The sequence below is a fragment of the Ruegeria sp. CE8 genome (assembly GCF_056537465.1).
This window is the reverse complement of sequence record NZ_JBQFRP010000004.1, coordinates 144,131-166,160: the sequence shown is the minus strand read 5'-3', so window position 1 is coordinate 166,160 and position 22,030 is coordinate 144,131. Positions and strand designations below refer to the sequence as shown.

At 57.2% G+C, this 22,030-nt stretch carries 23 protein-coding genes; 9 read left to right on the top strand and 14 right to left on the bottom strand.

What is annotated here, in order from left to right; all coding sequences use genetic code 11:
• Window positions 1–161 precede the first annotated feature (161 nt).
• Window positions 162–1,163 (bottom strand): glycosyltransferase family 4 protein, encoded by a 1,002-nt coding sequence (locus ACR0AA_RS09235; protein WP_480755890.1) that lies wholly within the window; start codon window positions 1,161–1,163, stop codon window positions 162–164.
• A 216-nt stretch (window positions 1,164–1,379) separates the two neighbouring features.
• Between ACR0AA_RS09235 and ACR0AA_RS09230 the strand changes: the two genes are divergently transcribed.
• A complete protein-coding gene (locus ACR0AA_RS09230; protein ID WP_480664119.1) occupies window positions 1,380–2,159 on the top strand; it encodes a succinate dehydrogenase iron-sulfur subunit in 780 nt (259 codons plus the stop codon).
• A 137-nt stretch (window positions 2,160–2,296) separates the two neighbouring features.
• On the top strand, window positions 2,297–2,443 hold the full coding sequence (locus ACR0AA_RS09225; RefSeq protein WP_480664117.1) for a hypothetical protein: 147 nt from the start codon (window positions 2,297–2,299) through the stop codon (window positions 2,441–2,443).
• Between the two features lie 273 nt (window positions 2,444–2,716).
• On the opposite strand, the gene deoD is transcribed toward ACR0AA_RS09225, so the two are convergent.
• The 3 genes from deoD to ACR0AA_RS09210 form a co-directional block, all read right to left on the bottom strand.
• Window positions 2,717–3,430, bottom strand: coding sequence for a purine-nucleoside phosphorylase (gene deoD / locus ACR0AA_RS09220; protein ID WP_480664115.1), 714 nt, complete (start codon window positions 3,428–3,430; stop codon window positions 2,717–2,719).
• Between the two features lie 24 nt (window positions 3,431–3,454).
• The gene (locus ACR0AA_RS09215) at window positions 3,455–3,775 is read right to left on the bottom strand and encodes an H-NS histone family protein (protein ID WP_480664393.1); all 321 of its coding nucleotides are present in this window, start codon (window positions 3,773–3,775) and stop codon (window positions 3,455–3,457) included.
• Between the two features lie 116 nt (window positions 3,776–3,891).
• Window positions 3,892–5,859, bottom strand: a complete 1,968-nt coding sequence (locus tag ACR0AA_RS09210) for a methylmalonyl-CoA mutase family protein (protein WP_480664114.1) — start codon at window positions 5,857–5,859, stop codon at window positions 3,892–3,894.
• A gap of 144 nt (window positions 5,860–6,003) precedes the next feature.
• On the opposite strand from ACR0AA_RS09210, the gene ACR0AA_RS09205 reads away from it, so the two are divergent.
• The 7 genes from ACR0AA_RS09205 to ACR0AA_RS09175 all read left to right on the top strand — a co-directional run bounded on the left by ACR0AA_RS09205 (window position 6,004) and on the right by ACR0AA_RS09175 (window position 12,915).
• Complete coding sequence (locus ACR0AA_RS09205) at window positions 6,004–7,392, top strand: 1-acyl-sn-glycerol-3-phosphate acyltransferase (protein ID WP_480755889.1); 1,389 nt, start codon at window positions 6,004–6,006, stop codon at window positions 7,390–7,392.
• 112 nt (window positions 7,393–7,504) lie between these two features.
• The gene (gene ccrA / locus ACR0AA_RS09200) at window positions 7,505–8,791 is read left to right on the top strand and encodes a crotonyl-CoA carboxylase/reductase (protein ID WP_239338949.1); all 1,287 of its coding nucleotides are present in this window, start codon (window positions 7,505–7,507) and stop codon (window positions 8,789–8,791) included.
• Window positions 8,792–8,999: 208 nt separating this feature from the next.
• On the top strand, window positions 9,000–9,218 hold the full coding sequence (locus ACR0AA_RS09195) for a hypothetical protein (RefSeq protein ID WP_480664109.1): 219 nt from the start codon (window positions 9,000–9,002) through the stop codon (window positions 9,216–9,218).
• On the top strand, window positions 9,157–9,876 hold the full coding sequence (locus ACR0AA_RS09190; RefSeq protein WP_480664107.1) for a helix-turn-helix transcriptional regulator: 720 nt from the start codon (window positions 9,157–9,159) through the stop codon (window positions 9,874–9,876). Before ACR0AA_RS09195 ends, ACR0AA_RS09190 begins: the two co-directional genes overlap by 62 nt.
• Before the next feature lie 82 nt (window positions 9,877–9,958).
• The gene (locus ACR0AA_RS09185; protein ID WP_480755888.1) at window positions 9,959–10,597 is read left to right on the top strand and encodes an acyl-homoserine-lactone synthase; all 639 of its coding nucleotides are present in this window, start codon (window positions 9,959–9,961) and stop codon (window positions 10,595–10,597) included.
• Window positions 10,598–10,657: 60 nt separating this feature from the next.
• Window positions 10,658–12,190 (top strand): ATP-dependent DNA helicase, encoded by a 1,533-nt coding sequence (locus tag ACR0AA_RS09180; protein ID WP_480755887.1) that lies wholly within the window; start codon window positions 10,658–10,660, stop codon window positions 12,188–12,190.
• Entirely contained in the window at window positions 12,187–12,915 is a 729-nt protein-coding gene (locus ACR0AA_RS09175; protein ID WP_480755886.1) for an SDR family oxidoreductase, read from the top strand. The genes ACR0AA_RS09180 and ACR0AA_RS09175 overlap by 4 nt, the downstream gene beginning before the upstream one ends.
• A gap of 7 nt (window positions 12,916–12,922) precedes the next feature.
• On the opposite strand, the gene ACR0AA_RS09170 is transcribed toward ACR0AA_RS09175, so the two are convergent.
• From ACR0AA_RS09170 to ACR0AA_RS09125, 10 genes are all read right to left on the bottom strand, one after another.
• Window positions 12,923–13,687, bottom strand: coding sequence for a TIGR02186 family protein (locus tag ACR0AA_RS09170; RefSeq protein WP_480755885.1), 765 nt, complete (start codon window positions 13,685–13,687; stop codon window positions 12,923–12,925).
• 2 nt (window positions 13,688–13,689) lie between these two features.
• Complete coding sequence (locus tag ACR0AA_RS09165) at window positions 13,690–14,610, bottom strand: sulfite exporter TauE/SafE family protein (RefSeq protein WP_480664097.1); 921 nt, start codon at window positions 14,608–14,610, stop codon at window positions 13,690–13,692.
• Window positions 14,611–14,957: 347 nt separating this feature from the next.
• Window positions 14,958–15,926 (bottom strand): ABC transporter permease, encoded by a 969-nt coding sequence (locus ACR0AA_RS09160; RefSeq protein WP_480664095.1) that lies wholly within the window; start codon window positions 15,924–15,926, stop codon window positions 14,958–14,960.
• Window positions 15,926–17,020, bottom strand: a complete 1,095-nt coding sequence (locus ACR0AA_RS09155) for an ABC transporter permease (protein ID WP_480664093.1) — start codon at window positions 17,018–17,020, stop codon at window positions 15,926–15,928. Before ACR0AA_RS09155 ends, ACR0AA_RS09160 begins: the two co-directional genes overlap by 1 nt.
• Before the next feature lies 1 nt (window position 17,021).
• On the bottom strand, window positions 17,022–18,551 hold the full coding sequence (locus ACR0AA_RS09150) for an ABC transporter ATP-binding protein (protein WP_480664091.1): 1,530 nt from the start codon (window positions 18,549–18,551) through the stop codon (window positions 17,022–17,024).
• Window positions 18,552–18,649: 98 nt separating this feature from the next.
• Window positions 18,650–19,648 (bottom strand): BMP family lipoprotein, encoded by a 999-nt coding sequence (locus ACR0AA_RS09145; RefSeq protein ID WP_480664089.1) that lies wholly within the window; start codon window positions 19,646–19,648, stop codon window positions 18,650–18,652.
• 159 nt (window positions 19,649–19,807) lie between these two features.
• A complete protein-coding gene (locus ACR0AA_RS09140) occupies window positions 19,808–20,221 on the bottom strand; it encodes a GNAT family N-acetyltransferase (protein ID WP_480664087.1) in 414 nt (137 codons plus the stop codon).
• Entirely contained in the window at window positions 20,218–20,805 is a 588-nt protein-coding gene (gene tsaB, locus ACR0AA_RS09135) for a tRNA (adenosine(37)-N6)-threonylcarbamoyltransferase complex dimerization subunit type 1 TsaB (RefSeq protein ID WP_480755884.1), read from the bottom strand. The genes ACR0AA_RS09140 and tsaB overlap by 4 nt, the downstream gene beginning before the upstream one ends.
• The gene (locus ACR0AA_RS09130; RefSeq protein WP_480664083.1) at window positions 20,795–21,358 is read right to left on the bottom strand and encodes a NifU family protein; all 564 of its coding nucleotides are present in this window, start codon (window positions 21,356–21,358) and stop codon (window positions 20,795–20,797) included. The genes tsaB and ACR0AA_RS09130 overlap by 11 nt, the downstream gene beginning before the upstream one ends.
• 69 nt (window positions 21,359–21,427) lie before the next feature.
• Entirely contained in the window at window positions 21,428–22,021 is a 594-nt protein-coding gene (locus ACR0AA_RS09125; RefSeq protein ID WP_480755883.1) for a DsbA family protein, read from the bottom strand.
• Window positions 22,022–22,030: the final 9 nt, after the last annotated feature.

Below are 22,030 nucleotides of genomic sequence, written 5' to 3'. Positions count from 1 at the left end.
AGGCAGTGGGATCCCTCATTGATCAGGTTGATACCCGTCATTTATTTTGAACGAGCGGGTGAAGTACCAGCAGAAAACCAGGTTCACCTAAAGCGGTTCTGTGTGAATCTACTGTTTTACCGGTCGCGCAATTTAAGCCGTCGAGTGAGAATTCAATGAAATCAAACCAGTTCCGACAAGGCGCGCTTTAAGTCATTGGACACTCGATCTGGGTGCCGTTTCTCAGCGAAATCGAGACACGCCTGCCTCTTTTCTGTAAGTTCTTCTTCCGACATTCCGATTACTCGGATCATGGTCCGGATCAAACCTCTTGGATTTTCGACTGGGTAAAGCAGGTCATGACAAGCTTCCGGAGTTGTCTGCTTGTGCGGTTCGATGTCGGGGCCAATTATCGGCAGGCCAAAAGTCTGGGCCAGCATGGCTGTGCCGGAAGTAAACGTTGTGGTCGACGGCAGCATGTAGGCATGCGCCTGGGAAAACACGCTGGGAATTTTATCGTCGGGAATACGATCTGGTACGACCGATATATTGGGATTCGCTTGCATGCGACGCATCAATCGCCGCCCAGATGGAAAAACCCTCCCAACGACCGACAAGTGAAATTCGTAACCGCGATTGGTCAGCTTTTTAGACGCATGCTGAAGCCTGTCCAGTTCACGGCTGCTGCGCATAGTGCCAAAAGTCAAAAACCGGGTGTGATCACGAATGGCCATTGGCCGCTGCAGAGTCTGCACCGCCGGCTCGTAAACACTCAAATAGCTGGGGTGCGGGATCAGCCGCAGCTTTTCCGGGTCGGCACCATATTCGGAAACCATATGTTGGCCGGCATGGGGAGTGTGGACGTGAATCAGATCGACAATCTGCGCCAGTTGCCGGCGGTTTTCTCGAAAATGGATCGTTTCTCCTTCTTCAGAATGCGCAAACTGGTTGTGAATGGTCCAGATCAGGCGGCCGCCATTTGCCTGGTATTGCTTCAGGCCGATGCGAGCAGCATGGAATGAAGTTTCGGGCCTCCCGAATTCTGGCTCAGGAAACAGGCGGTCGTCCCAATGAATGTGAATTATTCCGTTCTCGGGCTGAAAGTCAGCCTTCGCAAACTCGGAAAGAGGTGCATTTCGGGGAGCAGTCAGGCTGAATTCCGGCCCGCAAGCCGAATACATCATATCCTGATATGGGTTCTTTTTTCCGTAGGGTATGTTGACGACTTTTGTCGGCATTTGCGGTCCTGTACCCTGCCATTCTCTAAGCCTGCACGTTCTTTGCGCTAAGCGGGATTGTAAAGGTGAATTTGCCTAATTTTCTTGGGTGTTTTCAAGGTTAAAGGTTGGCTTTCTGCGCTGCGGAGTATATCTATTAGCGGGATTTTAGCGAGGTCGGAAATGGTACAACTCACCCTGCCAAAGAACTCCCGGATCACGACCGGAAAAACCTGGCCCAAGCCTGAAGGCGCGACCAACGTTCGCAAGTTTCAGATTTATCGCTGGAACCCGGACGATGGCCAAAACCCTCGCGTAGACACCTACTTTGTCGATATGGACAGCTGCGGCCCGATGGTTCTGGATGCGCTGATCAAAATCAAGAATGAGATCGACCCGACGCTGACGTTCCGGCGCTCCTGTCGCGAGGGGATCTGCGGATCCTGCGCGATGAATATCGACGGGATCAACACCTTGGCCTGCATCTACGGGATGGATGAGATCAAGGGAGACGTGAAGATCTATCCGTTGCCACACATGCCGGTGGTTAAGGACCTGATTCCCGACCTGACCCATTTTTATGCACAGCATGCAAGCATCATGCCGTGGCTGGAAACCAAGACGAACCGTCCCGCAAAAGAGTGGAAGCAATCCATAGAGGATCGCAGAAAGCTGGATGGTCTGTATGAATGTGTAATGTGCGCCAGCTGCTCGACCTCGTGCCCGAGCTATTGGTGGAACGGGGATCGTTACCTTGGCCCCGCAGCGCTGCTGCATGCCTATCGCTGGATCATCGACAGCCGGGATGAAGCAACGGGCGAGCGTTTGGATGAGTTGGAAGATCCCTTCAAACTTTATCGCTGCCATACGATCATGAACTGCGCCAAGACCTGCCCAAAGGGCTTGAACCCGGCCAAGGCGATTGCCGAAATCAAAAAGATGATGGTCGATCGCGCAGTCTAAAGCGATTTGAAATCATGCGCTTGCCGCCTTGCGGCGAGCGCATGCCGAGATTGCAAATTTATGCAATGCGACGCCCCCCGATCCGAGCTATCTTTCGATCAGGGAGGAGTGATGTTACCGAAAACGGAACCGCTCCGATGCAAAATCAAGAACCACAATCCAAGACAAGCCCTGCCGAAGCGCTGGAGCTGCTGAATCAAGCTTGGGCTTACTACTCGCCCGCCCCTGCGGCGATGGAAGATCAGCGCGAAGCAGAACTGTTCGAATACGCAAACGCTGCTTAAAGCGACGTTAGGCTTGCGGTAAGCAATAATAATGGGCCATGCATTTGGCATGCCCATTTTGCTTCTCATCCTGGCTGGCGGTGTATTCGTTTACTTTTTGTGGCGGTCTCGCACGTCAACATTGACCCGCGATTGCCGCTGGCGGCAACACCGGAAAGAAGGTGTTTGGGTCTGTGCGTTTTGCGGCGCGCAGCAACAGGGAGCTGACACGCCAAAACGTTGTCTGAAGGACAAGTAGGATGTGGACAGGGTGGTTTCCCACCCTGCGCGATCTTACTGCAACGCTGGAAAGGCCGCCTGAAGGGCGATTTCAACCATATCCCCAAAGCTGCGCTCGCGCTCAGAGGAGGGCAACGCTTCTCCGGTCAGCAAGTGATCGGAAACGGTCAGAACCGCCAGTGCCCGGCACTTGTGGCGTGCCGCGAGGATATACAACTCGGCAGCTTCCATCTCGACCCCTAGAATGCCGTGCCGCACCATTTGCTCGTTCAGGTCGGGGCGCTCATCGTAGAACACATCAGACGAATAGATGCCGCCGACATGGGTTGGCGTACCTTTGGCAGCCGCAGCCTGAGCCGCGGCCTGTAGCAGGCCCCAATCGGCACAGGGCGCAAAATTCAGCTCTTTCATGATACCGCGTGACGGCGTGCTGAGCGTGGTCGAGGTCATCGCAAGGATGACATCTCGGACATTGACGCTGTCTTGCATTCCGCCGCAAGAGCCGATGCGAATCAGCGTTTTAGCTCCGAAATCCCGGATCAGCTCGTTAACGTAAATCGACAAGGACGGCATTCCCATACCGCTGCCCTGAATTGTGACGGGATTACCTTTCCAGTTTCCGGTAAAGCCAAGCATGCCCCGCACGTCGTTGACCTGCTTTACGTCTTCCAAAAACGTTTCGGCCGCCCATTTTGCCCGGTAAGGATCGCCGGGCAAAAGAACTGTTTCTGCGATATCGCCTTTTTCGGCGCCAATATGAATTGTCATTTTGGGATCAGTTCCAATTAGATCTCAGATTTCCAAATCCGAGATATCAGCGCCGGATTTCAACGCATCGTGAATCCATTGCGGTTTACGTCCCCGACCCGACCATGTTTGTTTTGGATTAGCCGGATTGCGGTATTTCGCATTTGATTTCTGGCCCTTGGTGGAAAGCGGTGAGTCTTTTGCCAGTTCTGACAAAGAAAACCCGAATTCCGCCGCCGCTTTTTCTGCGGCCTGTAATGCTTCTTTCCGTTCGCGTTTTTCGGCGTTTACCAGTGCTTTTTCGACCTGATCGCGTAATTCCAGCAATTCCTTGCGCGACAGTTTTTCAAGATTTGTCCCCACCATTCTTCTCCATTGGTAAATTGACGGTGTCCCCGATGGCACACCGTAATTCCAAAGAAAGGGATTATCTATCCCCTTTTATTCAGGGGATAGAAACAGGAAGAAAAAATGCCGAATTGTTATTCAGCAGCGAGGTTTTGAGGATCGACCAGGGTAACAATGTCGCCCATGATCGCATTCAACTCAAAATTCTTGGGCGTATAAATTTTCGCGACACCCATGGATTTGAGTTTTGCCGCATCGTCATCGGGAATGATACCGCCGACAACGACCGGGATATGGTCCAGACCTGCGTCGCGCAGGCGGGTCATGACATCCTGCACTAACGGAATATGACTTCCGGACAGGATCGACAGGCCAATCACGTGGGCATCGTCTTCGGCAGCGGCAGTCACAATTTCCTCAGGCGTCAGGCGGATGCCTTCATAACTGATGTCCATGCCGCAATCGCGTGCGCGGAATGCGATCTGTTCGGCGCCGTTCGAGTGACCATCCAGACCAGGTTTCCCCACCAGGAATTTCAGGCGGCGACCCAGCTTGTCGCTGACCGCATCCACGGCGGCGCGCAGGTCATCCAACCCTTCGGTCTTGTTTGAAACCGACCCGGATACGCCTGTCGGTCCCCGATAGGTGCCGTAGACCTTGCGCATTTCCTCGGCCCACTCACCGGTGGTGACGCCAGCCTTGGCTGCCGCGATCGAGGGCTCCATGACGTTTGCTCCGGTCTGCGCCGCTTCGCGCAGTGCAGACAGCGCAGCCGCGACGGCTGCATCGTCGCGATCGGTGCGCCATTCATTGAGGCGGTCGATCTGTTCCTGCTCAACGGCCGGGTCAACGACCATGATGCCGCCATCGTCGGTTTGCAGTGGCGAGGGTTCGCCTTCGATCCACTTGTTTACGCCAACGACAACGGTTTCATTCCGCTCGATTCGATTTAGGCGTTCCGCATTCGAATCGACCAGGCGGGATTTCATGTACTCGATAGAGGCAACCGCGCCACCCATGGAATCCAGGTTGGCCAGTTCGGCGCGCGCGCCCTCTTTCAGTTCTTCAACCTTGGCGTCCACGGCCGGGTTGCCGTCGAACAAGTCGCCGTATTCCAAAAGGTCGGTTTCATAGGCCAGAATCTGCTGCATCCGCATGGACCATTGCTGATCCCATGGGCGCGGCAAACCGAGCGCTTCATTCCATGCAGGCAACTGCACCGCACGTGCGCGTGCTTTTTTCGACAAAGTAACAGCCAGCATTTCGATCAGGATGCGATAGACGTTGTTCTCCGGCTGCTGCTCGGTCAGGCCCAGCGAGTTGACCTGAACGCCATAGCGGAACCGGCGGAACTTTGGGTCCTCGACGCCGTAGCGTTCTTGCAGGATTTCGTCCCAAAGGTCGACAAAGGCGCGCATTTTGCACATTTCGGTGACAAACCGGATGCCTGCGTTCACAAAAAACGAAATCCGCCCGCAGAGCGCCGGAAAATCCTCGGCAGGGACACGGGGGCGCAGCTCGTCCAGCACAGCGATGGCGGTGGCCAGCGCATAAGCCAGTTCCTGTTCCGGTGTCGCGCCAGCCTCTTGCAGGTGATAGGAACACACGTTCATCGGGTTCCATTTCGGCACGTTAGTATAGCAATACTCGGCCACGTCCGCGATCATCTTCAGCGACGGCTTCGGCGGGCAGACATAGGTGCCGCGGCTCAGGTACTCCTTGATCAGGTCGTTCTGAACAGTGCCCTGCAGTTTGGAGACATCCGCGCCTTGTTCCTCTGCCACGGCGATATAAAGGGCAAGCAGCCAAGGGGCTGTCGCGTTGATCGTCATCGACGTGTTCATCTGTTCCAGAGGAATCTCGTCAAACAGCACCCGCATGTCGCCCAGATGGCAAACTGGCACGCCCACTTTGCCGACCTCACCGCGCGCCAGTGTGTGATCGCTGTCATATCCGGTCTGAGTCGGCAGATCGAACGCCACGGAAAGACCCGTCTGACCCTTTGCGAGGTTCCCGCGATAAAGTGCATTCGACGCTTTGGCGGTTGAATGACCGGCATAGGTTCGGATGAGCCAGGGGCGATCTTTCTGCGTCTGCGTCATAGCTGGGCCTCATGAGTTGAGTGGGCAACAAAATTACGTTCTCGGCCTCTAAAGCGCAATTTTCGGGATATGTCAATTCGCTGCGTCGCGGCATATCTGGTTCTTCAGATTGTAGCCCATTCTATTTGGTGGCAGGGTGCGTGCATGACTCAGACCGTGGAACTTCCGCTTTGGCTGTTTTTGCTGATCGTGGTGTTTGCCATGGTCACTCTGGCTTCGCATTTTCTTTTTCCATCAGTGCGGTGGTTCTTTCGACGCCGCCTGGAACGGGCCGTCAAACAATTGAACACTCGGCTGCAGCGGCCGATACAACCATTCAAACTGGCGCACCGTCACGACATGATCCAGCGCCTGATTTATGACCCGCAAGTGGGCCAGGCGGTTCAAGAGCATGCGCGCGAAACAGGGGTCCCCGAGGCGGTGGCGTTCGAGATGGCCCGGCGTTACGCGCGCGAGATTGTCCCCTCGTTCTCGGCCGTTGCCTATTTCAGTTTTGCGATCCGCGTAGCCCGGTTGTTGAGCAATGCGTTCTATCATGTGCGACTCAGCTATCAGGACGAAAGCGCGGTCAAGAACATTGATCCGGATGCAACGGTTGTCTTTGTCATGAACCATCGCAGCAACATGGACTACGTGTTGGTCACGTATCTTGCCGCGGAACAGTCCGCCTTGTCATATGCGGTGGGCGAGTGGGCCCGTGTCTGGCCACTGAGCCGGTTGATCCGTGCGATGGGGGCATACTTTATCCGCCGCAGGTCGGGCAGCGATTTGTACCGGCAGGTTCTGTCCTGTTATGTGCGCCATGCAACCGAAGCCGGCGTCACTCAGGCCATGTTTCCCGAAGGCGGGTTGAGCCTGACGGGTGGTTTGGGGCGCCCGAAGCTTGGGCTGCTCAAGTACATAATCGACGGAACCACGGAAGACGGGCGCGACGTGGTGTTCGTGCCGGTGGCGCTGAATTATGACCGGGTGTTGGAAGATACGATCCTGACTCGGGCTGCGCTTGGCAATGAGCGCCGGTTTCGCGCCAGAATCGGCGTGATCACCCGGTGGATTCTCAAACAGATTTGGCGGCGCGTTATTGGCCGTTACAAGCGTTTCGGCTTGGCGTCTGTCAGATATGGCGAGCCAATTTCGCTGCAAGCATTTCGCGCGACACATAAGCGCGATTTGATGACCGATTTGGCGCGAGACCTGATGGCGCGGATCAGTGATGCAATCCCACTGGTTCCGGCACCCGCTGCGTGTTGGCTGGTACGAGAGCACGGAGAAATGGCCGAGGCCGACGCCATAGAACTGATTACCGATCTCATGCGACGCAACGGAATTTCAGACGACGAAAATCGAACCTCAATCAAGGATGCCATCGACCAACTGGTCGAAAGACGGATACTCAAGCGAAATGCCGGGAAAATTTCTCAATCCGGCCAAAGGGTTGATCTGTTGCAGTACTACGCGGCCTCGGCCCCGCTGAGTTCAGGTGGGGATGATGCTGCGACCGCAAAGGAAATTTCTGCATCCGCTGGGTCATAAAATTACAAAATAGCGCCAAAATCTATTGCATTATTTCCCGAAGGCCAATATTCCATCGGTTAATGCAAGCGATTCTGCATCGCGGCAATGGTTTTGAATAAAGGAGGCCAACATGGCTCTGGACACCGACAGCGGCATCGCGTCGTACGAGGCACCGGAAAAAGACCTCTATGAGATGGGTGAAATTCCCCCGATGGGATATGTCCCGAAACAAATGTATGCATGGGCCATCCGCAAGGAACGCCACGGCGAACCAAACACGGCCATGCAGCTGGAAGTGGTTGATGTCCCGAAACTGGACAGCCATGAGGTTCTGGTTCTCGTGATGGCGGCCGGCGTCAACTACAATGGCGTCTGGGCCTCGCTGGGCAAACCGATCAGCCCGTTTGATGGCCATGGTCAGCCTTTCCACATCGCCGGTTCCGATGCCTCGGGTATCGTTTGGGCTGTTGGCGACAAGGTGAAGCGCTGGAAAGTCGGCGACGAAGTTGTAATCCACTGCAACCAGGATGACGGCGACGATGAAGCCTGTAACGGCGGCGACCCGATGTACTCGGATTCGCAGCGTATCTGGGGTTACGAAACCCCCGACGGTTCGTTCGCGCAGTTCACCAATGTTCAGGCACAGCAGCTGATGCCGCGCCCCAAGCACCTGACCTGGGAAGAAAGCGCCTGCTACACGCTGACGCTGGCGACTGCGTACCGCATGTTGTTCGGCCACGAGCCGCACGATCTGAAGCCGGGCCAGAACGTTCTGGTTTGGGGCGCATCGGGTGGTCTGGGTTCCTATGCGATCCAGCTGATCAACACCGCGGGCGCGAATGCGATCGGCGTGATCTCGGATGAAAGCAAGCGTGACTTTGTCATGGGCCTGGGCGCCAAGGGCGTTCTGAACCGCAAAGACTTCAACTGCTGGGGTCAGTTGCCCACGGTGAACACGCCGGAATATGCCGAGTGGTTCAAAGAAGCGCGTAAGTTCGGCAAAGCCATCTGGGATATCACCGGTAAAGGCGTGAACGTCGACATGGTATTCGAGCACCCTGGCGAAAGCACCTTCCCGGTTTCGACCTTCGTTGTAAAAAAAGGCGGTATGGTTGTGATCTGCGCTGGTACCACCGGCTACAACCTGACCTTTGACGTGCGTTACATGTGGATGCACCAGAAGCGCCTGCAGGGTTCGCACTTTGCGCACCTCAAGCAAGCTTCGGCGGCAAACCAGCTGATGGTTGAGCGTCGTCTGGACCCGTGCATGTCCGAAGTGTTCACCTGGCAGGATCTGCCCGAAGCGCATATGAAGATGATGCGTAACGAACATAAACCGGGCAACATGTCAGTTCTGGTACAGGCACCGCAGACTGGAATGCGCACATTGGAAGAGGTTCTGGCCGCGCGCGGCTAATCAATTCCTAATTTTTTTTCGAGATCGCCCGCGAATCGCGTTACCGGTTCGTGGGCGATCCTATTTTAAGTATAAATTTAGCATTTTCAGCATGTTATCTCAGGCGCCCTCACTGTTTTTGGGGAGTAGAAACCAGTGAATAGGCCAAAAAAACCCTTACATGCTATGGTTGTGTTAACCCTTCGTTAACCATTTCGGAGAGACGCTGATGGCGCAAAATGAGTGGATACTGGACGTTCTGTCGGACCTCAGCGCCTTTGCTGTTGAAAACGGTTTGACCGCGTTGGCCGAGCAGTTGGATGATACCAAGCTGATCGCCGCAGCCGAGATCACGTCCAGAAAGAATGAGGTTCGGGCGCCCGCGGATGGGAACAAAACTCGATATGAGCCAGGTTCTGGAGGACTTGGAAAACACCAGCACGCTTGATCAGCTAAGCGATGTTGCCATTCGTCTGCGGGACAGGCTGCAAATCGAACACCTCATTTACCATTGGGTTGACGGGGCCGGTGATCAATACGGCTATACCACCTATCCCGACACTTGGGCGGAACGATACCTCGAACGAAACTACCACAGGATTGATCCGGTTATTCTGGGCTGTTTCCAGCGGTTTCACCCGGTGGATTGGAAGACGCTGGATTGGTCGGGCAAAGTTGCCAAGACGTTTCTGAAAGATGCTTTGGAACACGGGGTCGGAAATCAAGGTTACTCGATTCCGATCCGCGGCCCGAATGGTCAGTTCGCCTTATTCACGGTGAATCATACCTGCAACGATGAAGCATGGCAGAGTTTCATCGAAACACATGGGCGCGAGCTGATCCTGATTGCACATTACTTCAACCGTAAGGCATTGGAATTCGAAAGTGACCGCCAACCCGAATCCTCACGGGGATTGTCCCCGCGTGAAGTGGATGCCATAACCTTGCTCGCCCTGGGTTACAGCCGGGCGCAAGTCGCTCATTCGCTGTCGATCTCTGAGCATACCCTGCGGGTATATATCGAGAGTGCTCGCGCCAAGCTCGGGGCGCAAAATACGACCCACGCCATCGCCACGGCGTTAAGCCGAGGGTTAATAGTGGTTTAAGGCACGCGCGCCCTCCGAACGGGAAATTAACCACAACTTTGTACCCCCTTCGTTCTTGCACAGGACGACAAGGGGAAAAGTCATGTTGCGCTATGTTTATGCGGACGAATTGCACAAATTTCCGAAATTGGCCGAAGGGATGTTCCGGGACCGCGCCGACCAGTTCAAAACGCGGCTGGGTTGGGACGTTCACGTGAACGAAAAAGGAGAGGAGCGGGATCAATACGATGACCTGAACCCGCTGTATGTCATTTGGGAGGAAACGGATGGCAGCCACGGAGGCTCTATGCGGGTGCTGCCGACGACGGGTCCAGTTATGATTAACGAGGTCTTTGGTCATCTGAACGGGGGCAGCCCAATTTGCAGCCCGTTGATCTGGGAAGTGACCCGCTTTTGCCTGTCACGCACCGCAAGCCCCCATACCGCCGGGGCCATTATGCTTAGCGGCGGTGAAATGATGGAAGGGTTCGGTCTGACCCACATCGCGGGTGTATTCGATGCACGCATGATTCGGATCTACCGTCTGATCGGGTCGTCTCCGAAAGTGCTGGGCACGCAAGGGGCAGGGCGCGATCAGATCTCTGTCGGGCTGTGGCCTTATTCGGCGGATGACTGCAATCGGGTGGCTGAGCGTGCCGGGATCCCGCGCGAATTGTCACGGCTGTGGTTCAAGACGGCGTTTGGTGTCGGCAGGCAGCATCGGTTTGCCATGACGGCCTGACCGCGCGAAAACCGAAATCCGTATCTGGCGATAGACGGCGCGGCCTTGTAGGGTCGCGCCATGTCTTTGCCCCCCGTGACCTTTTCCGACGACCAGGCCGCCGCTTATGACAACATCTCAGAGATGTTGAAGTCCGCAGGCGTTGACCTTGATGATGATGCCCTGCTGAAACTGCCGGGGGCTGGTAAGTCCGGTGTGATGGCAGTGATCGGTAAGGCGGGGTCTGGTAAAACTCTGTTGCTGGCCGAACTTTACAAAGCCCTGGCTGAGACCGGCGTTCAGATTGTGTCCGGGGACTTTGAAAGCCGCAAAGCCAAAGAGAAACGCAGCCTCGCCATCCTTGCCCCTACCAACAAGGCCGCCAGCGTTTTGCGGCTGCGCGGGGTTCCGGCGACGACGATTCACCGCATTCTCTATACGCCCGTCTACGACCCGGAGTACGAGCGGATCGCGGAATGGCTGGCAGGCAATGATGAGCGGCCGGAGATCGAAGGTCTGACCGATGAAGCGCTGGATCGCGCGGCGGCGTTTTATGAGAACAACAAATCCATTCCCGGTGCTTTGGCGGCAGCTGGCCTGCGTGGATCCGATTTCATCACCGGCTGGAAACGACGGGACGAACCGCTGGATATTGGGTTTGTGGACGAGGCTTCGATGTTGGATGATCGCCAGTTCGAAGATCTGCAAGAGATTTTCCCGACGCTGCTGCTGTTTGGTGACCCTGCGCAGCTGGCTCCGGTCAATCAGTCGGGCAGCATGGTGTTTGAAAGCTTACCGGAACCGCGCAAGCAGATCCTGCACCGCGTCCACCGGCAGGAGGCAGACAACCCCATTCTGGACCTCGCACATGCGTTGGCTGATCCTCAGATGGGGTTCGAGGATTTCGAACGTCTGATCGAACAGACTGCCCGGCAGGACGATCGGGTTGTCTGGGGCCAACGGGTCGAAGTTGACCTAATGGCCCGAAGCCCGGTTCTTGTCTGGCGCAACGCGACGCGCATTCGGTTGATTCAGGCCTTCCGAAACGTGCACAGCGCACCCGATACCGAACTGCTGGAGGGCGAGCCGCTGATTTGCGACGGCATCGAACTGCCTTTGAAACACCGCAAAAAGCGACTGGACCTTGAGGCGCGTGGGCTCATAAAGGGGGCTCAGGTCATCTATCTGGGGCCGGGCCGCAAACCGGGATTTTCACGGTTGCATGTGATGGGGGCCGAAGACCCTCAGGTCAGCGCCGCATCCATCGTCAAGATCGAAAAACCGGACGAGGAAGAGCCCTTCATTCCCTTTGCTGCCCGAATGGGGGCCACTTTCCTGCACGGTGCGGCGGTCACCATTCACAAGGCGCAGGGGTCGCAATGGGATACGGTGCAAGTCTTTGCCCCGGACATCTACGCCGCAGCCCGCATGGGCCGCACAGAAGCCGGGCAGCCGCTCTGGAAGCGTCTGGCCTATGTGGCCATCACACGTGCCCAGGAGCGACTGATCTGGGTGGTGCGCAACCGCCTGGCCAAGCCGACCTATCCGCTGCGTGTGGATGATTTGCGCGCGGTGCCGGCGGCATCGCTGACATTGGAGGCAGAAGAAACATGACATCCATAATCGTGACTGGCGCAAGTTCGGGTATTGGACGGGCTACGGCAGAGTTGTTTCTGGACGAAGGGTGGACTGTTGGCCTTCTGGCGCGCTCAGCCGATACGTTGAACAAAATGGCCGAGGGGCAATCCAACGCGATACCCTTGATCGCGGATGTGACCGATGCCGATGCGGTCGCGACTGCCTTCAGTGCCTTTCAGGAAAAGGCTGGCAATCTGGAAATTCTTTTCAACAACGCCGGAATTTTCGCGCCGGGCGGCACGATAGACCAGATCGCACTGGACGATTGGTATCAGAGCGTCAACGTCAACCTGAACGGTATGTTCCTGTGTGCCCGCGAGGCTTTTCGGATCATGCGCCATCAGTCACCGCAAGGCGGGCGTATCATCAACAACGGCTCGATTGCCGCGCATGTGCCACGCCCGAACTCGGTGCACTACTCGGCGACCAAACACGCGATAACGGGCCTGACCCGCAGCTTGTCCCTTGACGGACGCGCGTTTGGCATTGCCTGCGGGCAGATCGACATCGGCAATGCGCGCACGCAGATGGTCCAGGGGCTGGTCGACGCGGCCATTGCCGATGGGCAAGAGCCCGACCCGACAATGGCCGTGGAAGACGCAGCGCGGTCGGTTCTGCACATGGCTAACTTGCCGCCGGAGGCCAATGTTCAGTTTATGACCGTGATGGCCACGACGATGCCCTATATCGGCCGCGGGTAGCGATCAGTTACTCGCGCAGCAACCGGAACGCAGTCGACGCGCCCCAACCAGCCGCGATGGCAATGACCAGAGACATCAGGCCATACCAGACCGGTTGCTGGCGGGACATGTTGTACAAAAACCGCTCGAGCCCCACTTTGCGGACATCGATGGTGGTTTCGAATTGCGAAACGACCTCACCGTCCCGGGTCAGGAAGATACGCGCCGCATACTCCCCTTCGGTCAGGTCCGCCGGCATCTCAATCGATGTGCGAAACAGGGTCTGTTCATCGACGGCCACGGTGTCTTCGCGAATGGAATACAGACCTTCGTCTTCGCGAATGCGAACCACGGCGTCTGCAAAATCCTGCGCCCCGCGAATGTTCATCGCTGCACCAACAGATCGGATGGCCCGTTCGATGGAAATGCGATAGCGGAGGTCTTCGGTATCCGACAGGATTTCATTCAAAGGCGCGCTTGTCGCAACTGCGTAGAAACTGGGGGCCAAGTCGACCAGAACACTGTCCGTATTGACCCAGATGCCAAGCTTACGCTCTTTTCGCCTAACGGTGATCGGGCTGGATGGGCCGGCCACTGCCACGATCACTTCAAGAGGCGGTCCGGGCGGAATGGGCGCTTCGCGTTTGACAGCGCCAAAGACCAGAATCTCAGAACCGTCGAAATTGGCCGTAATCGCCACGCGATCCTGGCTGAGGCCAAGCACGACCTCTTCGTCAACGGCAAGTGCTGGGCTGGCGCAAAAAGCAAGCAAAACAAGCAAGCGTTTCAGCATGATCAGTGCCCTCCGCCAGTGCCAAGCGAGTAAAGCTCGGACGGTTCAAGCAAAAGATCCAATGCCAGTTTCCCGCACACGGCCAAAACAAGCGCGGCCAGCAACACGCGCAACTGTTCGGCAGGCATACGCGCACCGATCACTGTTCCGATCTGTGCGCCGACAACGCCGCCAACCAGCAGTAGTACAGCCAGAACGACATCGACCGTATAGTTCGTGGTTGCGTGCAGCATGGTGGTAAAGCCGGTGACAAAGATGATCTGGAACAGGGACGTGCCAACAACAACCTTGGTCGGCATTCCCAAAAGGTAGATCATCGCGGGGACCATGATGAAACCGCCGCCAACGCCCATGATCGCCGACAATACACCAACGAACAGGCCGACCAATGCCGGTGGAATGACCGAAATATACAGGCCCGACGTCCGAAAACGCATCTTGAACGGCATCGCGTGCACCCAGCCGCGCTGACGACGTTTTGGCGGTGCAGATACACCTTTCTTGGATTTGCGCAGGGCGTTCAGGCTTTCGATGAACATCAAGCCGCCGACAACACCAAGGAATACGACGTAGCACAACGTGACAAGCAGATCGACCTGCCCAAGGCTTTTGAGATAGTTGAATATCACCACCCCAAGCGCAGCCCCGGTTAAGCCCCCTATCAATAAGACCGTCCCCATTTTCAGGTCCACCGTCTTTCGTCGGAAGTGGGCCAGAACCCCCGAGAACGAAGATGCAACGATCTGGTTGGCTTCGGTAGCAACAGCGACGGCTGGTGGAATGCCGATGAAGAACAGCAGGGGGGTCATCAGGAACCCTCCGCCGACACCGAACATGCCCGAAAGAATGCCGACCATCCCCCCAAGCCCCAAAAGCAGGAAGGCGTTGACTGAGACTTCGGCGATAGGAAGGTAAATTTGCATATCGAGCTACTGGATGAGGCTCGGCCCATCACGATGAGTGACGTGGTCCGCCCCAAGGCAAAGTGGTGTAGATTTAATGCGACGTGCGGTGGTGAAGCCCCGCGGCCACATGGCGAATATCGGTGCGCTGGGCGCAGTGCCAGCCGCTTGATAAGGCTGGAAAACCTGGATTGCCCCACTTTTGAGGCGCATATGCGGTCCCCTCAGCCCGGTTAGGGCTGGGTCCGAGTCGTGGTTTATAAAGGGAAGCACATGCATACCCCTTTAGAACGGTTGCGGCATGCAAAATCAACTCTGCATGCCGCTCTGCAGCGAACAGGACTGAACTGAGTCCGAAACTGGACTTATCAGCGTTCTTTTACATAGGGTTCGCCACCGGCCCGCGGAGGGATGGCCTTGCCAACGAAGCCGGCCAGAATGACGACCGTCAGGATGTAGGGCAGGGCGTCCATAACCTGTACCGGGATGACTACGCCGCCCAGATCGATGTTCTGGAACCGCAGTGCAATCGCCTGTAGCAAACCGAACAGCAGGCAGGCACCCATGGCATGCCACGGCCGCCATTTCGCAAAGATCAGCGCGGCCAGCGCGATGAAACCACGACCAGCGGTCATGTCCTTGACGAACCCGGCTTGCAGCGCGGTGGCCAGGTAGGCACCGGCGATACCGCACAAGACGCCACAGATAGCGACGGCGGCATAGCGCAGACCAACGACCGATACACCTGCCGTGTCGACCGCGGCCGGGTTTTCACCCACGGCGCGCAAACGCAGGCCAAATCGGGTCCGGAACAAAATCCACCAGGTCGCTGGGACCATCAGGAATGCGACATAGACCAGAATCGAATGCCCCGAGAGCAATTCGGAGTAAATCGGCCCGAAGATCGGCACGCCGCTCAGGGATTCGGCAAAGGGAAACTCGATTGGAACGAAGCGCCCGCCTCCGAACAGGGATGGCGTGCGGCCACCTTGCTGGAACCAGCTTTGAGCGACCAGAACAGTCATACCCGCCGCAAGGAAGTTGATCGCGACCCCCGAAATCAACTGGTTGCCCCGGAAGGTAATCGAGGCCAGCCCATGTAGCCCGGAAAGGACCAGTGAGGACGCAATCCCTGCCAGAAGACCCAGCCAAACTGAGCCGGTCACTGCTGCGACTGCGGCCGAAAAGAAGGCCGCCATCAGCATCTTGCCCTCAAGGCCGATGTCGAAAATGCCTGCGCGTTCCGAATAGAGACCTGCCAGACAGGCCAACAGCAGAGGTGTTGCCAGACGGATGGTCGAATCGAGGACCTGGATAAGCGTTATGAAGAACTCCATCACTTGGCTCCCTTCCGCATACCCAGGAACAGCTTTTCAAGCGGCATCCGGACCATGTTATCCAGCGCTCCTGTGAAGAGGATGACCAGCGCCTGAATGACGACGATCAATTCGCGTGGGATCGACGTCCACAAAGCCAGTTCGGCGCCGCCTTGATAAAGGAACCCGAACAGGATCGCGGCTAGGAACACACCGAACGGATGCGAACGGCCCATCAAAGCCACCGCAATCCCGATGAAACCCGCACCTTCCGTCGAGTTGAGAACCAGTCGTTCCGCCTCACCCATCACGTTGTTGATGGCCATCAGGCCTGCCAGCGCGCCCGAGATCAGCATGGCGATGATGGTGATACGCACGGGCGAAATCCCGGCATAGACCGCACCGGTTTCCGAATGCCCATAGGCCCGGATTTCATAACCCAGCCGGGTCCGCCAGATCAGAGCCCAAACTACGACGCACGCAAGCAGCGCCACAAAGAACGAGATATTCGCCGGTGCCCCACGGAAGACCACATTCTCGGCGGTCGAGAACATTGACTGGAAGGTCGGCAAGTGCACCGTTTCCGAGAAGCGGGCTGTTGCCGGGTCTTGCGAGCCTTGCGGGCGCATCACATTTACCAGCATGTAGTTCAGGAAGGCCGCGGCGATGAAGTTGAACATGATCGTGGTGATCACAATATGGCTGCCGCGTTTGGCCTGCAGATAGGCCGGGATCGCGGCCCACGCGGCCCCGAACAGCATGGATGCCGCACAGGCGGCCAGCAGGGCAATGCTCCAATGCGGCCAGGGTACATAAAGACAGACCATGGCAACACCAAGACCGCCCAGCATCGCCTGACCTTCGCCACCGATGTTGAACAGGCGGGCGTGGAAGGCAACGGCAACGGCCAATCCGGTGAACATGAAGTTGGTCGCGTAGTAGAGCGTATAGCCCCAGCCATAGGTCGACCCCAGCGCGCCCGTGACCATCAGGTTCACGGCCTCGACCGGGTTTTCGCCGATGGCGAGGATCACCAGCGCAGAAAGAATAGCGGCCAAAAGCAGACTGATCAGCGGGATCAGAACGACGTCGGCCCATTTGGGCATTTTTTCCATGTTACGCGGCCTCTCCCGCAACACCGGCCATCAGCAGGCCCAGTTCTTTTTCATCTGTTTCATGGGGCAGACGCTCACCCATGATATGTCCGTCAAACATCACCGCGATCCGGTCAGACAGCGAGAAGATCTCTTCCAACTCGACCGAGACCAGCAAGATTGCCTTGCCTTGGTCACGCAGGGCAACGATCTGTTTGTGAATGAACTCGATCGCACCGATGTCCACGCCGCGCGTCGGTTGGCCGACCAGCAGCAGGTCCGGATTACGCTCGATCTCGCGGGCGACCACGATCTTCTGCTGGTTGCCGCCGGAAAAGTTCTTGGCGGCCAGCCAGCCATCTGGCGGACGGACGTCGAATTTTTCGATCTTGCGCTCGGTGTCGGCGCGCAGAGCAGCGTTATCCATGAAGATGCCGCGCTTATAAGCTGGGTCCCGGTGATAGCCAAAGGCCACGTTCTCCCAGGCATGGAAGTCCATGATCAGGCCTTCGCGCTGCCGATCTTCCGGCACGTGCGCGATATGCTGAGCACGCCGGGCCTGACCGTCAGAGCCGTGACCGCTGAGGGCCAGCGGCTCGCCGTTCAATTTGATCGAACCAAGACCGGTACGCATCCCGCCCAGAACTTCCAGCAACTCGGATTGGCCGTTACCGGCCACACCCGCGATGCCGACGATTTCGCCTGCGCGCACGGTAAGATCGATGCCTTTGACACGCTCGACACCGGCCTCGTCGATGACGCGCAGGTTCTCGATTTCCAGAATGGGTTTGCCGGGCTGCGCAGGGACTTTGTCCACCTGTAGCAAGACCTTGCGGCCAACCATCAGCTCGGCCAGTTCCTGCGGGTTGGTTTCTGCCGTCTTGACGGTCGCCGTCATCTGACCGCGGCGCATCACCGACACGGTGTCGGTGTATTCCATAATCTCGCGCAGCTTGTGCGTGATCAGGATGATTGTCTTTCCTTCGCTGCGCAAACGGTCAAGAATCCGGAACAGCTGATCCGCCTCGGCTGGTGTCAGAACGCCGGTGGGCTCGTCCAGAATCAGGATCTCGGCCCGCCGATACAGCGCCTTGAGGATTTCGACACGCTGCTGCATGCCAACGCCAATTTCATCGATGCGCTTGTCGGGGTCCACGAACAGCTCGTACTCCTCTTCCAGCGCCTTCAGTTCCTTGCGGGCTTTGGCCAGAGACGGGGCCAAAAGCCCGCCATCCTCGGCGCCCAGAACGATGTTTTCCAGAACGGTGAAATTCTCAACAAGCTTGAAGTGCTGGAACACCATCCCGATGCCTGCGGCAATTGCCGCCTGACTGTCCGGGATGTCGGTTTTTGTGCCGTTGATCCAGATTTCGCCTTTGTCGGCTTTGTAAAAGCCGTAGAGAATGCTCATCAGCGTGGACTTGCCCGCACCGTTTTCTCCGATGATCCCATGGATCGTACCGGGGGCGACGCTGATGGAAATGTCTTTGTTGGCCTGAACCGGCCCAAAGGCTTTGGAAATCCCTTTGAGCTCAATGGCGGGGACGGTCATATCTTGCCCTCAATTGCCGAAGGGCCGCCGGCGCAGTATTTGCGCTTCATGCGGCAGAGTGGAAGTGGGATGGAGGCCGCCCCCCATCCCACGCGATATCAGAACTGCAGTGCCGGGCAGCTGTCGTTCTCGTAGTAGCTGACGACAGAGATGTCCCCATCGATGATGCCACGGCGGGCAGCTTCAACAGCGTCCGCCATTTGGGGGTCAACCAGCTCGCGGTTGTTGTCGTCGATTGCAACGCCAACTCCGTCTTCTGCCAGGCCCATGGCGAATACGCCGGTTTCAAGACCTTCACCTGCTTTCATCGCGTCATAAACTGCGACATCCACACGCTTAAGCATCGAGGTCAGAACCTTGCCCGGGTGCAGGTGGTTCTGGTTGCTGTCCACGCCGATCGACAGGATGCCTTCGTCAGCTGCGGTTTGCAAAACGCCAACGCCGGTGCCGCCAGCGGCTGCATAAATCACGTCAGCGCCCTGGCTGATCTGGGCCTTGGTCAGTTCCGAACCTTTTACCGGGTCGTTCCAGGCGGCCGGAGTGGTGCCGGTCATGTTGGCAACAACATTGACGTCCGGGTTCACAGCCTTCGCGCCTTGCGCATAGCCGCAGCCAAAGTGACGGATCAGCGGGATGTCCATGCCACCGATGAAACCAACAGTGCCCGACTCGGACGCCATCGCGGCCATCATGCCAACCAGATACGAGCCTTCATGCTCGGCAAAGCTGACCTGACGGATGTTCGGCGCGTCCAGCCAGTTCACGTCAACCGCGACGAACTTTGTGTCCGGATAGTCACCTGCAACCGCGGACAGCGGATCGGCCATTGCGAAACCCATGGTGATGATCGGGTTGGCGCCAGCCTCGGCAAAGCGGCGCAGGGCCTGCTCGCGCTGTGCTTCGGACTGAAGTTCGATCTCACGGTAGGTGCCGCCAGTTTCATCGGCCCAACGCTGCGCGCCGTTATGCGCGGCTTCGTTGAACGACTTGTCGAACTTGCCACCAAGGTCAAAGATCAGGGCCGGTTCGGCCAAGGCTGCACCTGCGGTCAGTGCGACAGCGGCGGCGGCGCCCATCAAAGATTTCATCAGGGTCATTTCATACTCCCGTTTGTTATTGTCGGTCGGGGCCAAGATAGCCCCGTTCACCCACTGTGAGCGAGCATAACTGTTGTGATGGCGGGAATTAAGGCCGTTTGCAACCGCCGTGGTCAACAGAATTTTGACCAACTGGTCGAAAAAACACGCGGCGGTAGGTCACTCCAGCGGCAAATCCATCAAAATCGCATCAATTTTCTGATTGTTTCCGCGAAGATAATAGCCCTTGCGCGATCCACAGGACCGGTATCCGAAGCGGGTGTACAAGGCAATCGCGGGCAGGTTGTCTGCCGCGACGTCCAGAAAGGAGCGGGTCGCACCAAGGGCCTTCGCTTGCGAATGCCACTCCTGCATCCGCTTACTGGCCAATCCCTGCCGCTGAGCATCGGGATGTGTGGCGATCGTCAGCAACTCCGCCTCATCGGCGATGACCTGAAACAGCGCGAAAGATTTAGCGTTGCCAACGACATGCGTGAATCTGTTGCTCAGAAGATCGGCGAACTCTTCCGCAGTCCAAGGGCGCGATCGAGTGAACGCCGCTGCGTGGGTTTCGGCAAGGTTCTGAGGTGTCATCCGTCGAGCAAAACAGGGGGGGTGTCTTTGGACGGCGCGGCGTCGGCCGGACGGACATAGAGCGGCGCAGGCCGCTCGGGCGAGGTTTGCCACCTCTGCGCGGCGATCCGGGCGATGGCTCGAACCTGCGCATCCGGGTCATCGTTCAGGATCAGGGTTCCGAGTGATTCTGCCTCGGCCTGTGGCATCAAGGCCGGGCCCTGGTTGGGAAACGTGACGTAAACCTGCTCGCGCGGAGCACGGATTGCAGGCAACGCATCCGCAGTATCCAAGGCCAGAGCATCGAAACCGGACACGCCCACAGCTGGAATTCCCAGGCCCAGAGCCAGCCCGCGTGCTGTGGAAACAGAGATCCGGATGCCCGTAAAGTTGCCGGGGCCGATGCCAACACCGACTGCAGACAAGTCACGCCAAGTACATCCTGCTTCGGTCAGCACCTCTTCCAACAAAGGCATCAGACGCTCGGCCTGACCGCGCGACATGGATTCGACGCGGGACGAGAGAATCTGGTCGCCGCGCAGCAAAGCGGCCGCGCAATGCGCGGCCGATGTGTCAATCGCCAGAATGATCGGGTTAGACGGCAACGGGGCGAACCTCGGTCACCTCTGGGATGTAATGACGCAGCAGGTTTTCGATGCCCATCTTGAGCGTCAGGGTCGAAGACGGGCAGCCTGCGCAGGCCCCCTGCATGTGCAGGTAAACGATGCCCCGGTCAAAACCGTGGAATGTGATGTCACCGCCATCCTGCGCAACGGCCGGCCGGACGCGGCTGTCCAGCAAGTCCTTGATCTGGTTGACAACCTCTGCATCTTCGCCTGTGTGTTCGGCATGACCCGACGCGGCGTTAGCGTCCGCGCCGATAACCGGTTGGCCGGACTGGTAATGCTCCATCACGGCGCCAAGGATTGCGGGTTTGATGTGATCCCACTGTACGTCGTCCGATTTGGTGACGGTTACGAAGTCATTGCCGAGGAAAACACCAGTTACCCCGTTGACGGCAAAAATCCGTTTGGCCAGCGGCGATTTCTCACCTGCCTCAGCCGATGGGAAATCCGCAGTACCAGCTTCCAGCACCGGCTGGCCGGGCAGGAATTTCAGTGTCGCGGGGTTCGGCGTGGATTCGGTCTGGATGAACATGTCACGGCTCCGTTTTAGTTGTACCTGATATGCGGGTCCGGGCCTGATAAGTCAAGATTTGGAACGGTTCTAAATTCCAGCAGCCAGTTCGAGGGCATCGTCCAACCGGTCGTCTCCCCAAAACAGCTCATCTCCGACTAGAAAAGTGGGTGCTCCGAACAGGTCTTTGGCCTGAGCGGTTTTGGTCTGTTCAATCAAGGCGGACTTGATCTCGGGGTCTTTGGTTTTGCCCATCAGGCTTTCTGGCAAACCGGCGGTGCTTAGACATTCACGCAGGACTGAATCGTCCGAAACATCCTGACCATTCGCGAACTCCGCTGAGTAGACCGCGCGAACAAAACGGCCTTTTTGCTCCTGTTCTTCAATGGCCAGCGTCAGCCGAGCAGCTTTCAGGCCGTTTTGCGGGAATTGTTCGGGTCGGCGAAACACCAGGCCGCGCTGGGCCGTCAGGCGCTCCATGTCCCTCCACATATAGCGACCTTTGGCAGGGTAGATGTTGAACGGAGAGTTGTCCCACCCCTGCGCAGCGAAAATGGGGCCCAAAAGAAAGGGATGCCATTCCACCGCAACGTTCCGTCTTGCCGCAGCCTCCTCAATACGCATGGCGCTGAGATAAGAGTAAGTCGACGCGAATTCGAACCAGAACTGGATGCTGCGCTGCATGACCAAGCC

Bases quoted from the DNA above. Each gene is read 5' to 3' on its own strand.
- ACR0AA_RS09235 (WP_480755890.1), bottom strand. From the start codon at position 1,163: ATGATGTATTCGGCTTGCGGGCCGGAATTCAGCCTGACTGCTCCCCGA.
- ACR0AA_RS09230 (WP_480664119.1), top strand. From the start codon at position 1,380: ATGGTACAACTCACCCTGCCAAAGAACTCCCGGATCACGACCGGAAAA.
- ACR0AA_RS09225 (WP_480664117.1), top strand. From the start codon at position 2,297: ATGCAAAATCAAGAACCACAATCCAAGACAAGCCCTGCCGAAGCGCTG.
- deoD (WP_480664115.1), bottom strand. From the start codon at position 3,430: ATGACAATTCATATTGGCGCCGAAAAAGGCGATATCGCAGAAACAGTT.
- ACR0AA_RS09215 (WP_480664393.1), bottom strand. From the start codon at position 3,775: ATGGTGGGGACAAATCTTGAAAAACTGTCGCGCAAGGAATTGCTGGAA.
- ACR0AA_RS09210 (WP_480664114.1), bottom strand. From the start codon at position 5,859: ATGACGCAGACGCAGAAAGATCGCCCCTGGCTCATCCGAACCTATGCC.
- ACR0AA_RS09205 (WP_480755889.1), top strand. From the start codon at position 6,004: ATGACTCAGACCGTGGAACTTCCGCTTTGGCTGTTTTTGCTGATCGTG.
- ccrA (WP_239338949.1), top strand. From the start codon at position 7,505: ATGGCTCTGGACACCGACAGCGGCATCGCGTCGTACGAGGCACCGGAA.
- ACR0AA_RS09195 (WP_480664109.1), top strand. From the start codon at position 9,000: ATGGCGCAAAATGAGTGGATACTGGACGTTCTGTCGGACCTCAGCGCC.
- ACR0AA_RS09190 (WP_480664107.1), top strand. From the start codon at position 9,157: ATGGGAACAAAACTCGATATGAGCCAGGTTCTGGAGGACTTGGAAAAC.
- ACR0AA_RS09185 (WP_480755888.1), top strand. From the start codon at position 9,959: ATGTTGCGCTATGTTTATGCGGACGAATTGCACAAATTTCCGAAATTG.
- ACR0AA_RS09180 (WP_480755887.1), top strand. From the start codon at position 10,658: ATGTCTTTGCCCCCCGTGACCTTTTCCGACGACCAGGCCGCCGCTTAT.
- ACR0AA_RS09175 (WP_480755886.1), top strand. From the start codon at position 12,187: ATGACATCCATAATCGTGACTGGCGCAAGTTCGGGTATTGGACGGGCT.
- ACR0AA_RS09170 (WP_480755885.1), bottom strand. From the start codon at position 13,687: ATGCTGAAACGCTTGCTTGTTTTGCTTGCTTTTTGCGCCAGCCCAGCA.
- ACR0AA_RS09165 (WP_480664097.1), bottom strand. From the start codon at position 14,610: ATGCAAATTTACCTTCCTATCGCCGAAGTCTCAGTCAACGCCTTCCTG.
- ACR0AA_RS09160 (WP_480664095.1), bottom strand. From the start codon at position 15,926: ATGGAGTTCTTCATAACGCTTATCCAGGTCCTCGATTCGACCATCCGT.
- ACR0AA_RS09155 (WP_480664093.1), bottom strand. From the start codon at position 17,020: ATGGAAAAAATGCCCAAATGGGCCGACGTCGTTCTGATCCCGCTGATC.
- ACR0AA_RS09150 (WP_480664091.1), bottom strand. From the start codon at position 18,551: ATGACCGTCCCCGCCATTGAGCTCAAAGGGATTTCCAAAGCCTTTGGG.
- ACR0AA_RS09145 (WP_480664089.1), bottom strand. From the start codon at position 19,648: ATGACCCTGATGAAATCTTTGATGGGCGCCGCCGCCGCTGTCGCACTG.
- ACR0AA_RS09140 (WP_480664087.1), bottom strand. From the start codon at position 20,221: ATGACACCTCAGAACCTTGCCGAAACCCACGCAGCGGCGTTCACTCGA.
- ACR0AA_RS09130 (WP_480664083.1), bottom strand. From the start codon at position 21,358: ATGTTCATCCAGACCGAATCCACGCCGAACCCCGCGACACTGAAATTC.
- ACR0AA_RS09125 (WP_480755883.1), bottom strand. From the start codon at position 22,021: ATGCAGCGCAGCATCCAGTTCTGGTTCGAATTCGCGTCGACTTACTCT.